Origin of the sequence: Leisingera sp. UBA4491 (assembly GCF_002388965.1) — a bacterium.
Classification (GTDB): Bacteria; Pseudomonadota; Alphaproteobacteria; order Rhodobacterales; family Rhodobacteraceae; genus Leisingera; species Leisingera aquaemixtae.
Window position 1 is genome coordinate 109,878 of record NZ_DGNN01000009.1, and the last position, 12,648, is coordinate 122,525.

Consider the following 12,648-nt stretch of genomic DNA (forward strand, 5'->3'; position numbering starts at 1 on the left):
CCGCGCAGGGGTGCATGTGCGGGGGATATCGGCGTTCGGCGGCACGGGGGGCACAGCGCTTTCGGGCCGCGCGACGGCAATTCCGGTGACAGTGTTTTTTTACGAGTGATTGGGGGATCACATGTCCAGTTTACAGATTGGGGCCGTACGGCCCTCCGATGGCACGTCCGCAAATCCAGACCATCCTGACTGGGGCGCAACCGGCACGGAACTGCTGAGACTGGCGGACAGCGGGCTGGGGCCGGATGGCGAAATGGCGGGTGGGGACCGGCCGAACCCGCGCGAACTGTCCAACATACTGTCAGCCCAGACCGGAGAAACGGCGAATGCCGCCGGAGCATCAGACTTTCTTTGGATCTGGGGTCAGTTCCTAGACCATGACCTGTCACTGACCGGCACCGAAAGCGGCGTGCGTGCGAACATTGAAGTTCCGGCAGGCGATCCGTTCTTCGATCCCTTTGGCACCGGCACCGCCATCATTCCGTTCACCCGGGTGGAACAGCACGACGGGGAATTCCTCAATGAGATCACCGCCTGCATCGACGCCTCGATGATCTATGGCTCAACCGCAGAGATGGTCGCCGCGATGCGGGGCGAAGGCGGCAAACTGAAGATGACCGAGGATCATTTCCTGAACCTCGAAGGCGACGGTTTCCTGACCGGCGATGTCCGCGCTGCCGAAAACGTTGCCCTGACCTCGATGCACACGCTGTTCACCCGCGAGCACAACCGGCTGGTCGAGGAGCTGGCGGCAAGGGATCCGTCGCTGACGGATGATCAGCTGTTTGAGGCCGCCCGCGCCCGGGTCGAGGCGCTGGTGCAAGCCATCACATTCAAGGAGTTTCTGCCGGTCCTGCTGGGCGAAAATGCCTTTGGCGCCTACCAGGGCCATGACCCGGATGTGAACCCGGGGATTGCGATCGAATTCTCCAGCGCCGTCTACCGGCTCGGGCACACCCTGCTGTCGGCCAACCTGCAGCGGGTCACCGAAAACGGCACCCAGCTGGACCCGCTGGCGCTGCGCGATGCGTTTTTTCAGCCGCATCTGGTCAGCCAGAATGGCATGGTCGAAAATGTCCTGCGCGGGGCGGCCACCCAGACTTCCGAAGCCATCGACACCAAGGTGGTGGAGGACGTGCGCTCCTTCCTGTTCGGGCCGCCGGGCGCGGGCGGGCTGGATCTGGCGGCGCTGAACATCCAGCGCGGGCGCGACATGGGCGTGGCCAGCTATAATGAGCTGCGCGAGGCTCTGGGCCTGCCGCGTGCGGAACGCTTCTCTGACATTACCTCCGACGCTGTACTGGCCGCCAAGCTGGAACAGGCTTATGGCGATACAGATCTGGTGGACGCCTGGATCGGCGGCCTGGCCGAGGACGCCTTTGGCAGCGGGCTGCTGGGGCAGACGTTCTCGCTTGTCATGATTGATCAATTTACCCGGCTGCGCGATGGCGACCCGTTCTGGAGCGAGGGCCGCGACGGCATCCCGGCAGACGAGCTGAAGGCGCTTTGGGACACGACGCTGTCAGACGTTATCCTGCGCAATACTGATGTTCAGAACCTGCAAAAAGATGCCTTTGCCGCAATGGACAGGATCGCGGGCACTGCCGGCGATGATGTTCTCAGCGGCGGCTCCGGGCAGGATTTCATCTTTGGCCGCAAGGGTGCGGATGTCCTCTCCGGCAAGTCCGGTGATGACGACCTGCAAGGGGGCGGCGGCAGGGACATCCTGGCCGGAAACCGGGGCAGCGATTGCCTGGACGGCGGCAGCGGCGCGGACAGGCTGAAGGGCGGCGGCGCAGCCGACTTCCTGTCAGGCGGCAGCCACAATGACGTTCTGAGGGGCGGATCAGGCCGCGACACCCTGGAAGGGGGCACGGGAAACGACACACTTGCCGGCGGCAAGGGAAATGATGTGCTGACCGGCGGTGAGGGCGCGGACTGCTTCGTGTTCAACACCCGGAAATCAGGCGCGGACACGATTACCGACTTCGAGCTTGGCGTCGACCGGACCAAAATCATCGGCCCGCATTCGTGGAGCGCACAGGCGATGGACACGGACGACGGGCTGGTCTTTGCGTTCGCGGACGGCTGCTCTGTGACGTTCGAAGGCATCACGCTAAGCGACTGGCAGGACGCCGGGGCAAGCTTTTTCTAGGCCCGTCAGCCGGCCGCAGTATACAAAAAGCCCCCGGCGCGGAAATTACAGGCGCCGATCGGAAACTTTCCGCCAGCCAGCGCCGGCCGATGTCGCAGGTCCCCGGTCCGCTGACGCAATCGAAGGACAGGCGCGCCTGCGCGCGGGCCTAACATTCCCGATCATCCCGCCGTCAGGACACCGATCCTGACCGGACGGCAACCGGCATCGGGGAGGACGCGCCGCCATGAAAGACAAGACAACCACCACCGAACAGGCGATGGCGCTGATCCGGGACGGGGATGTCGTGACCACCACCGGGTTCGTGCAAAGCTGCATCCCGGAGATGCTGCACGCGGCGCTGGAAAAGCGGTTTCTGGACCAAGGCGCCCCCCGCGACCTGACCCTGATCATGTGCGCCGGCGCCGGCGACAGCAAGGGGCTGGGCACCGGGCGGCTGCATCACGACGGCCTGTTGCGGCGGGTGATTGCCGGCAATTTCGGCCGCATGCCCAAGGTCGCCCAGGCCGCGCAGGAAAACAAGATCTGCGGCTACAACCTGCCGCAGGGGGTGATCTCCCAGCTTTACCGCGCCTGCGCCGCGGGCCAGCCCGGCCTGTTCTCCAAGGTCGGACTGCACACCTATGTCGACCCGCGCCACGGCGGCGGCAAGGTCAACAAGGTGACCGAAGAAGACATCGTCAAATACGTCCAGGTCGATGGCGAAGACTGGCTGTTCTACAAGGCCACCAAGATCGACGTTGCCTTCATCCGCGGCACCAGCGCCGACCGCTCCGGCAACATCAGCATGGAACGCGAGGCGCTGACGCTGGATTGCCTGGCCCAGGCGATGGCGGCCCACAACAACGGCGGCATCGTCATCGCCCAGGTGGAGCGCATCGTCGAGGACGGCTCGATCAAACCCAAAGACGTGAAGATCCCCGGCCTGCTGGTGGACTGCGTCTGTGTCGCCGATGACCCGGAGATGCACCGGATGAACTACGGCGTGCAGCACAATCCGGCGCTGTCGGGCGAAATCCGGGTGCCCTTGGGCGGCATCCCCAAGATGCCGCTGGATCAGCGCAAGATCATCGCCCGCCGCGCCGCCTTTGAACTGCCGCCCAACGGTGCCGTGAACCTCGGCGTCGGCGCGCCCGACGGTGTGGCCGCCGTGGCCAACGAGGAAAAAGCCACCCCCTACATCACCCTGACCACAGAGGCCGGCGCCGTTGGCGGGGTGCTGGCAGGCGGCTCCAGCTTCGGCTCCTCGGCCAATGCTGACGCCATCATCGACCAGAACCAGATGTTCGATTTCTACGATGGCGGCGGGCTGGACCTCACCTGCCTCGGCATGGCCGAATGCGACGCCGAGGGCAGCGTCAACGCTTCCCGCTTCGGCGGCCGCCTGAACGGCTGCGGCGGCTTCATCAACATCTCGCAGAACTCCCGCGCCGTGGTCTTTGCCGGCACCTTCACTGCGGGCGGGCTGAAGGTTGCTGTGGAAAACGGCGAGCTGCGCATCGTTCAGGAAGGCCGCAACAAGAAATTCGTGCGGCTGATCGAACAGATCACCTTTTCCGGGCCTTACGCCTCGCAGCGCTCGCAGCCGGTTCTTTACGTGACCGAACGCTGCGTGCTGCAGCTGACCCCCAAGGGGCTGGAGCTGATCGAGATCGCTCCCGGCATAGACCTGCAGCGCGACATCCTGGATCAGATGGAATTCAGGCCGATCATCGAAAACGTCGCCCTGATGGATGCGCGCATCTTCCGGGAGGAGCCGATGGGGCTGATGAACGACCTCTTGAACCTCAATCTCTCCGAACGCGTCACCTATGACGCCGCCCGCCACACCATGTTCGTCAACCTCGAGGGCTGGAGCGTCCGCAAGAAGCAGGACGCCGAGGATCTGGCCCGCGTGCTGCAGGACGCCTTCGCCCGGAGCGGCCGGGACGTGAACATGGTGATGAACCAGAACGGCTTCCGCATCGCCGAGGATCTGCAGGACGACTATGCCGCCCTGGTCGGCGAAAAGCTGGAGGCAAACAGTGCCTCGATCGCTCATTACACCACCAGCGCCTTCATGCGGCTGAAGATGCAGGGCGAACTCGCCAGCCGCAGTGTGCAGCCGCATATCTTCGAAAGCGGCGAGGAAGCGCATCAGGCCATTTGGGGCTCCTGAAGCGGCCGCGGCCGGCCCCAGCCCATGATGGGGCCGGCGCCGCATTTCTCTGGCCGCACCCCGCCCTTCCCGCCCCCAATGGCACCGCTCCCGGGACCGGAGCACACCCCGAAACCCATCACACAGGGGCTGGCAACTCCTTATATTCATTTCCGTTTCCTGCCCGGCACCCTCTGGCTGCAAGGTCCTTCAGAGACCTGCTGGCAGGTTATTTGCGGGCCTTTAGAGAAGAACTGCATTTTTTTTCAAAAACCCTCTTGCACGCCCCCGCAACAAACTTTAGACAGCGCCTCACCGATGGGGTGTAGCCAAGTGGTAAGGCAGCGGTTTTTGGTACCGTGTACCGTAGGTTCGAATCCTACCACCCCAGCCATCGGCCTCTCACAAAAGAAACTAAGCACCCGTTAGCCCCGAAAAGGCCCCCGGTTTCGGCCCCAGTGTTTTGGCGTACTGTTAGCGGCTTCAGAACGGGTGCCCAGGGTGGGTCGGGAGGCCCCCAGTATACCGCTGGAGGCCATCGCCACGGGTTAGAGCAAGCTGAAGTCCACACCGTTCGCCCAATGATCCCAGTCGTCGCGCTTGTTATCCGCCGCCGACCCCTCGATCAGATGTTCTGGCCGACAGCACAGTTGATTCCCACCCCCTTTGCCTGAAAGACGGTTTCGCTGCAGAGAGTGCGGGACTTGGCCATGGCCGCGCCCTTGGCGAGGGAAAATTCACACTGCCCTTCTGCCCCGCCAACTCCTCCGCCGTTTCCGCCGCGCTGCGATCAGGTCGCGGGGTTTGCATCCGCACGATCCGGCCCGGAATTACGCGCTGAAGCAGAAATTGCACGCATACCGTGCGTAGCCGCCGCCAAACTTCAGACAGCGGCAAACCGCCTTGCGAGGCTGCAGCAAGGCGGCCTGAACAGCCTACACAGTGCCCGGTTGAAGAGTGACGCAAGGTCACTTATGATGCCGGAACGCACGCAGGCTTGCTGCTGATGCAACGTGCTGAACCTCCCCTTCAATATTTTACAATCAGTAATTGCAAAACAAATTAAGGCAATGCAATATGATGGTGATTTAATATTAGATGCAACAATCGTTCAGTGGGGTTGACGGATGACTGTCTTTCTCAAGATTTGCCGGTTTGGAGCTTTTGGCGTCTTTGATGCGCAAGGGGAAAACGTACAGCTGGGGGCCAAGCACCAGGCGCTGATGTCGCTGCTGTCCACGGCCGACGGAGGGATACGGACGCGGGCGTTTCTGGAGAAGACACTGTGGTGCCTGGCACAGCCGGAGCAGGCCAAGGCCAGCCTGCGCACGGCGCTGTCGACGCTGCGGCGGCACCTGGGGCCGGAGGCGGCCAAGCTGCTGTTTGCCAACCGCGAACGGGTCATTCTGGACCTGACCCGGGTGGAGCTGGACAGCTGCGCTGGCAGTTCGGAATTCATGGAAGGTTTTGAGCTGCCTCATGAATCCGTCTTCAATAGCTGGCTGTCGGACACCCGAGCGGAGTTTTCCCGCAGTTCCGCGCACCCGGTGCCGCAGGCTGGTGCCGCTCCGGGGCGGGTGATCCTGGACAGATTGCTGCCTTCGATTGCGGTTCTGCCCTTTGTTCACCGGTCGCCGGGGGCCGCGGATGCGCCGCTTGGATCGCTGATGTCCGAAGAGCTGTCGCGGCACCTGTCGCGCAGCTGGGCTTTCTCGGTGACGTCCTACCTCGCCTCACGCCAGTTCGACCCGGAAAAGGTGCGCCCGGCCGAGGTGTCCTCGGTTGCGGGGGTCGACTACCTGATTTCGGGAACGGTCACCAGCGACGGCGGCCGGTTCCGCGCCGAAATAGACCTGCATGATGCGGTCCGCGAGAAGGTGATCTGGTCGCGCAGCTTTGACGGCAGCAAGAGCAGCCTGATGGAGGGGCGCAGCTCCGTCCTGCGCAACGCGACGCTGCAGATCGGCCAGACCGCCGCGGGCGAGGCGGTCCGGCTGGCCGGGTTCAAGCCGCTGAAGGCGCTGGAAAGCCATGTGCTGCTGATGGCGGCGATCTCACTGATGCAGGAAATGGACGCGGGCAAATTTCAGCGCGCGCATGAAATCCTGTCCCATCTGCTGGAGCGCGAGCCGAACCATGCGCTGCCGCTGACCTGGATGGGATTCTGGCATGTGATGCGGGTGGAAAAGGGGCTGTCGCCGAACCGGGAGGAGGACAGCCGTCTTGCCAGCAGGATGGCGGACGCGGCCATTGACGCGGCGCCCGCGTTCTCACTGGCCCACACCCTCAAGGGGCTCATCTCCAGCCACCTGACCTTCCGGTTCGACCTGGCGCAGGACGCTTATGACCTGGCGCTGCGCGACAACCCGAACGAAGCCCTGGCGCTGCTGCTCAAAGGGGCGACGCTGGCGTACCAGGATATGCCGGACGCGGCGGTGCAAATGACAGATGCGGCGCGGCAGCTGACCCCCTTGGGACCGCAGTGCTATTATTTTGACGCGATTTCGGCCCTGGCACATTTGTCGGCCCGCAATTACGGCCGCGCGATCGAACTGGCCGACCGCTCGCTGGAGGCCAAGGGCGCCTTCCCGGTGCCGCTGCGCTCCAAGGCGATTGCCTTGCAGATGTCCGGGCGGGGCGACGAGGCCCGGAGCACGGTGCAGAAGCTGCTGGAGGCCGCGCCGAAGTTCTGCCTGTCGCAATTCCAGCGTGACAACCCCGCCGCGATGAGCCCTGCGGGACCGGAATGGGCCTCTGCCCTGCGGCAGGCCGGGGTGCCGGAGTAACCCTGGCCGGGCGCCGCCAAGCCCCGGCTGCCGGGTGACGCTGGGAAATGCGCATCTGGCCCACATCTTTTGCCGAAAGGCCAGGATAAACGTGTTAGCATCCGGTAGAACCCGGCGGCTGGCCGGGCCGGCAATGACCCGCAAAGGGCGGCGCAGGGAGAGGGCGTGAGCGAACATCTGGAATTTGAACGGCGCTTCTCGGGCTTCGGGCCGGCGGTCCGGCCCGAGGAACGGACACAGGAGATTCTCGACATTGTGGACGGCTTCATGCACCGCTGGGGCTACTCGGCCAGCAATCTGATCGGCGCAGAGCTGACAGTGGGGCATCTTGGCGGCAGTCCGGAAGGGGCCCCGGACCTGATATTCCGCATGGCGGCGCTGGACTATTTCGAAATTGTCATCCGCAGCGGCAACGGCACCGTCAGCTATGGCGGCTGGCTCACCGGCACCTTACCGGTCTCGGTGTCCAGTGAGCAGGTCAACGGCCGCCCGGTTCTGCTTACCGCCTGCCGCGAGGGCGGCCGGATCCGCCACGTGTTCGATCCGCTGGCCGGGTACCGTCCGGTGGCGGATGCCGCTAACCTGCCGTTGCATGCTGTGTGGCGGCTCTCGGACCCGGCCTAGGCGCAGCCCCAAGACGCTTGCGGTCATCTGCTCCGGCACCGCCGCGCCGCTGCCGGCCGGTAAAATACAACGGACTTTCCCGCGCCTGCTCATGCTTTCTTTAGAGTCTTTCTGGCCTTCTAGCACAAATATGCAGGCGGGCGGACTTGCACCTGCAATCCCTGACCAGTCCCGCGCGCCAGCGGGGTGCCCCATGACTGGCCCGGGTTCAGATAGAAGCGGGCGGATGCATTGGGTGAGACGATGACCATTGAAAAAGACGTTCCGGCGCGGCGCCGTTTCCGGCTGTTTTCCAGTATTGGCGCCAAGATCACGCTGATCCTGATGACGATGGGCGCTGCCTGCGCCGTGGGCGGCATCCTGGTCACACTGGTGTTTGCGCAGACCGGCCGCGAAATGCAGGTTCTGACGCAAGAGAAAGTCCCGCAGCTGGAGCTGAGCAGCCGCCTGGTAAATGCCGCAGGCCAAGCCAAAAACACGATGATCGGCGTTCTGCAGGCCGGATCGGTTGAGGATCTGGCCCAGGCCGAGGAAAAGGCCGCCGCCGCCATCGCGCATCTGAACAGCACGGTCGCCGGGCTGCCCGCAGGGGAGCAGGCCCAATTCGCACCGGAGGCCGCTGCCGCTGCTGAACGGCTCAATAACCTGATTGCCGCGCGCAAGGGCGCCTTCGCCAACCAGGTTGCAATCGACACCCGGACCGCCCGCCTGCAGACCCTCAGCCAGGCGGTGCAGGACAAGCTTGTCATGGTCGCCTCCGAAGCCCGCAACAGCCTGATGGACGGCGGCGAAGAGACCATCATCCAGGTCGATGAGGTCCTGAACGATCTGGTGGAGCAGCAATTCGGCGGACTGCAAACGCTGCTGGAAGCACGCGCGGACATCAGCATCCTGTCCGGCGCGGCGCTGGCACTGGGGCATGTGCGCGACGTCCCGACCAAAGGGGCGCTCAAGAAAATGGCCAAAGACGCGCTGAAACGGCTGGAGCCGGTGCTGGGCCGGCTCGAAGAGCTGGGACTGGACGCCGGCCGGGTGCAAAAGGTCCGCGAGTCGGTGGAGCTGTTCCGCTATACTCTGACGGCCAGCCGCAAGGAGTTGAAGGACAGCCGCAAGGAGGTGCTGGCCGCCCGCAACGCCAGTGTGCGCCCGCTGACGCAGGCGATGGAGCGGATGGTATTCACCCTGTCGGTCGCAGCAACCCAGGCCAGTGCCGACAACCGCACCGCCATCCAGGGCTTGCTGGACAACCAGGTCGGCGTGCTGCAGCAGCTTCTGGAAATCAACGGCTGGATCAGCGCCTTTCAGGTTGCGGCGCTGGACATGGCCGCAGCGCATGAGATTTCCGCCGCCCGGGCCGCTGCCGGACCGCTGCAGGACGCCGCCGCTGCGCTGGCGGGCTACAGCGGGTTCAATGACGGGGTGTTTGCTCAGGAACTGGAAGGGATGATCGCGCTTGCCGATCCCTCGCAAGGCCTGCCGGTGTTCAAGGCCGCGGCGCTGGAGGCTGCGGCCGAAGCTGCCACCGCATCGCAGGCCACCGTGGACGCCGTGCTGGAATTTGCCGGCAAGGCGACCGCGCTCGGCGCCGAAAGCCAGCTGGAAATCGCCTCGATCGCGGACGGGCTTGCCAGCGACGTGACCGCAGCACAGCGGCAGCTGCAGATCCTGGCGGCTGTGGCGGCGGCGGTGTTTCTGGCGGCGCTGGTTCTGACCCGGATCCTGATCCTGCGCCCGCTGGCCGATATCAGCGGCACAACTGAGCGGCTGGCCGCCGGAAATCTGCGCCCGGTGACCGGTTACGAGCGCTCCAGCGATGAAATTTACCGGATCGCCACGGCGCTGTCGGTGTTCCGCGACGGGCTGGTGCAAAAGGCCGAAGTGGAGGCCGCAGCCGAAGCTGAGCGCGATGCGCGCCTGGCCGAGCAGACCGCCGCGGTTACGGCCATCGGCAGCGGTCTGGAACGGCTGTCGCAGGGCGATCTGACCTACCGCATCCGCGGCGAAATGGGCGAAGGCTATGCCAAGCTGCGCGACGATTTCAACGCGGCGCTGGAGAAGCTGGAGGCCTCGGTGAGCAGTCTCAGCGCCAGCGGCCAGTCGATTGCCGGCGGCAGCACCGAAATTTCCTCGGCGTCCCGCAACCTCTCCGAACGTTCGGAGCACACTGCCCAAACCCTGGCCGGAACCGCGGCGGCGGTGAACCAGCTTTCGGTTTCCATCGCCGGCACCGCACAGGCTTCGGGAGAGGCCTCCGCCTCGGTCGAGGCGGCACGCCAGAACGCCAATGAGAGCATTGAGGTGGTCAAGCGGACCTACGGCGCGATGGAGGCGATCAAGGAAAGCTCCGAGAAGATTTCCCGGATCATCGGCATGATCGAGGCAATTGCCCAGCAGACCAACCTGCTGGCGCTAAACGCCGGCGTCGAGGCGGCCCGGGCAGGCAATGTCGGCAAGGGGTTTGCCGTGGTCGCTTCGGAGGTGCGGACGCTGGCGCACCGGTCCAAGGAGGCCGCCACGGAAATCGCCGCCTTGGTGGAGGAAGCGGGCCAGAATGTCGAGCTTGGCGCCGATCTGGTCGAACAGACCCGCGCGGCGATCAGCGACATTTCTGCCTCTGTCGCCAGCGCGGCCGACCTTATGAAGTCCATTTCCCAGGCATCCTCGGAACAATCCGGCAGCCTGCAGGAGATCAACACCGCAATGGCCAATCTCGACGACGCCACCACCCGCAACGCGGCCCTGTTCGAGGAGGTCACCTCCTCCAGCCTGGGGCTGTCCAAGGAAGCTCAGGCCATGGCTGGCGCCATCGGCGCCTTCCGCACCCAAGCCGCGGCCCCCGGAGAGGGTGCCCGCGGCCAGGAGCAAGAGGAGATCTGGCGGCTGCAGGCCTGAGGCGGCGCTCGAAACAGCCCTGCCCTACTCCCCGGCAACGAAGCGGTAGCCGCTGCCGGACCGTTCTGCCCGCCCGATGCCGCCGCCCGGCAAGTGATAGCCAATCAGCCGCATCTGCTCCGCGGCCAGCTGATCCAGCAGGCGCAGGCGCGTCGCGGCCGCCGCTTGCGGATCCTGGTCCGAACCGACCGGCCAGGAGGGTTCTGCAAAGCTGACATGGTGATTGCCAACCGCGTCGCCCAGGATCAGGACGCTTTCACTGCCGCCGCGGACTTCAAAGGCCATATGCCCCGGCGTGTGGCCGGGGGTGGCGCGGGCGGCAACGCCGGGCAGGATTTCCGCCCCATCGGCGAACAGCTGCACCCTGTCCTCCAGCGCCTCCATCCGGCGGCGCGCCCCGGCGGCCATGGCAGCGCGGCTGCTGCCGATGCTGGCGGCCGTGTCCGGATCGTACCAGTAATCCCATTCATCCTGCCCCATCAGAAAGGCCGCCTCGGGGAACAGCAGTTCATCGAAATCGTCCAGCACCCCCCACAGATGATCCGGGTGGCAATGGGTAAAGACCACGTGGGTTACCTCCTCCGGGGCGACCCCGATGGCCTCCAGCGCCCCTGGCAGCTTGCCCGCGCTGTCCTGAAACCCCGGCCCGGAGCCTGCGTCAAACAGAACCACCCTGCCCTCGCCCCTGAGCAGGGTGACATTGACCTCTGGCATCAGCGGCCCCGCCCCGATCCCGTAGCGGTGCAGCAGCGGTTGCAGCGCCTCTGGGTCAAGCCCGCCAAAGATGAACTCCGGCGGAAGGGTCAGGTGGCCGTCCGACAGCGTTTCAATCTTCTTGGCCCCCAGCTCGATCCGGGCCAGCGCCCATCCCGGTGCCGCCGCCGCAGCCAGCCCCGCCGCAGCCGCCAGGCCGAAATTCCGTCTGCTTAAGGCCATCGCCCTTCCTCCCGCTTCAGTCAGACTGCATCAAATGCAAATATTCCATTTGATGAATTATAAGGCATGGCCGCAGCAACGCAAACGCCTGCATTGCCGCAGTCCTGCCAGACCGGCCAGCAGCGGCGCTAAACCAGCCCCAGAGCGGCGCAATGGCTGCGCAGCGCGGCGCAAAACCGCTGCGCGGCAGCGGTCAGCCGGTGCTCGCGGCGGGTGCACAGGCCAACCGGGCCCAAGGTGCTGTCCGTGTTCACCGGCAGCGCGGTCATGGTGCCTGCCTGCAGATCCGGCCGCACCACGCCGTGGCTGATGATCCAGACCGCCTGATGCGCCAGCACGAAGCGGCGTCCAAAGGAAGATGAGACCGTCTCGACCGGGAAGCGCGGCAACGCCAGCCCCTGCTCCAGAAACATCCGCTCGACCAGAGGGCGGATGATAGACCCTTCCGACGGCATCAGCACCGGGTAATCCTCAAACACCGCGGGCGGCAGATGGGCAGCCCCGGCCAGCGGGTGGCCTGCCGCGACCACCACCGCCACCCGCTCGCGGTACAAGGGGTCGAATTCCACCCCGGCCATCGTTTCCGGCGCGGGCAGCCGGCCGACCACCACATCCAGGCTGCCGCGGCGCAGCTGGTCGATCAGATACTGATTGCCGCCGGACATCACCAGAAACCGCCCCGGCGCCCTGCCTGCGCGCAGCTGCGCCAGCGTGTCGGGCACCAGATCCGCTGCCACTGTGGGCAGCGCCCCGATGGAGACCTGCGGCCCCTCCGCCTCCCCCAGACCCTGCAGCAGCGCCACCCCGTCACGCGCCAGCGCCAGGCTGCGCCCCGCATGATCCCGGAACAGCTCTCCATAGCTGCTGAGCCGGATGCCGCGGCCGTGTTTTTCCACCAGCGGCTTGCCGCAGACCGCCTCCAGCTCGCGCAGCGCCCGGGTAACAGCGGGCTGAGTCATGCCCAGCGCCTCAGCCGCCTGGGTGACGCTCAGCTTGCGGGCGACTTCAACGAAGACTTCAAGATGGCGCAGCTTCAAAGAGGACGAAAGTCTCATATCACCACAGGTATCATTTCATGCCTGATTGGGGATTATACAGATCACCTGCGGTATGCGATA

7 protein-coding genes and 1 tRNA gene are annotated in these 12,648 nt (G+C 65.0%); 6 read left to right on the forward strand and 2 right to left on the reverse strand.

All coding sequences use genetic code 11. The features are described 5' to 3' along the window. Positions 1 to 121 precede the first annotated feature (121 nt). The 6 genes from B2P87_RS03610 to B2P87_RS03635 all read left to right on the forward strand — a co-directional run bounded on the left by B2P87_RS03610 (position 122) and on the right by B2P87_RS03635 (position 10,594). Positions 122 to 2,155 carry a peroxidase family protein gene (locus B2P87_RS03610; RefSeq protein WP_141889644.1) on the forward strand — a complete coding sequence of 678 codons (2,034 nt, stop codon included), beginning with the start codon at positions 122 to 124 and terminating at the stop codon, positions 2,153 to 2,155. Positions 2,156 to 2,381: 226 nt separating this feature from the next. After that, positions 2,382 to 4,313, forward strand: a complete 1,932-nt coding sequence (locus tag B2P87_RS03615; RefSeq protein WP_141889643.1) for an acyl CoA:acetate/3-ketoacid CoA transferase — start codon at positions 2,382 to 2,384, stop codon at positions 4,311 to 4,313. 298 nt (positions 4,314 to 4,611) lie between these two features. Further along, positions 4,612 to 4,686 (forward strand) — tRNA-Gln (locus B2P87_RS03620). A 733-nt stretch (positions 4,687 to 5,419) separates the two neighbouring features. Then, positions 5,420 to 7,078, forward strand: a complete 1,659-nt coding sequence (locus B2P87_RS03625) for a transcriptional regulator (protein ID WP_141889642.1) — start codon at positions 5,420 to 5,422, stop codon at positions 7,076 to 7,078. Between the two features lie 165 nt (positions 7,079 to 7,243). Continuing rightward, complete coding sequence (locus tag B2P87_RS03630) at positions 7,244 to 7,702, forward strand: hypothetical protein (protein ID WP_141889641.1); 459 nt, start codon at positions 7,244 to 7,246, stop codon at positions 7,700 to 7,702. A gap of 243 nt (positions 7,703 to 7,945) precedes the next feature. After that, positions 7,946 to 10,594: a methyl-accepting chemotaxis protein gene (locus B2P87_RS03635; protein ID WP_141889640.1), complete on the forward strand. Its 2,649-nt coding sequence runs from the start codon at positions 7,946 to 7,948 to the stop codon at positions 10,592 to 10,594. A 24-nt stretch (positions 10,595 to 10,618) separates the two neighbouring features. Here B2P87_RS03635 and B2P87_RS03640 read toward each other — a convergent pair whose 3' ends face one another. Further along, a complete protein-coding gene (locus B2P87_RS03640) occupies positions 10,619 to 11,530 on the reverse strand; it encodes an MBL fold metallo-hydrolase (protein ID WP_141889639.1) in 912 nt (303 codons plus the stop codon). 128 nt (positions 11,531 to 11,658) lie between these two features. Next, positions 11,659 to 12,585 (reverse strand): pca operon transcription factor PcaQ, encoded by a 927-nt coding sequence (gene pcaQ / locus B2P87_RS03645; protein WP_141889638.1) that lies wholly within the window; start codon positions 12,583 to 12,585, stop codon positions 11,659 to 11,661. Positions 12,586 to 12,648 lie beyond the last annotated feature (63 nt).

Excerpts from the sequence above, each read along its gene's own strand:
- B2P87_RS03610 (WP_141889644.1), top strand. The coding sequence starts at position 122 with ATGTCCAGTTTACAGATTGGGGCCGTACGGCCCTCCGATGGCACGTCC.
- B2P87_RS03615 (WP_141889643.1), top strand. The coding sequence starts at position 2,382 with ATGAAAGACAAGACAACCACCACCGAACAGGCGATGGCGCTGATCCGG.
- B2P87_RS03625 (WP_141889642.1), top strand. The coding sequence starts at position 5,420 with ATGACTGTCTTTCTCAAGATTTGCCGGTTTGGAGCTTTTGGCGTCTTT.
- B2P87_RS03635 (WP_141889640.1), top strand. The coding sequence starts at position 7,946 with ATGACCATTGAAAAAGACGTTCCGGCGCGGCGCCGTTTCCGGCTGTTT.
- B2P87_RS03640 (WP_141889639.1), bottom strand. The coding sequence starts at position 11,530 with ATGGCCTTAAGCAGACGGAATTTCGGCCTGGCGGCTGCGGCGGGGCTG.
- pcaQ (WP_141889638.1), bottom strand. The coding sequence starts at position 12,585 with ATGAGACTTTCGTCCTCTTTGAAGCTGCGCCATCTTGAAGTCTTCGTT.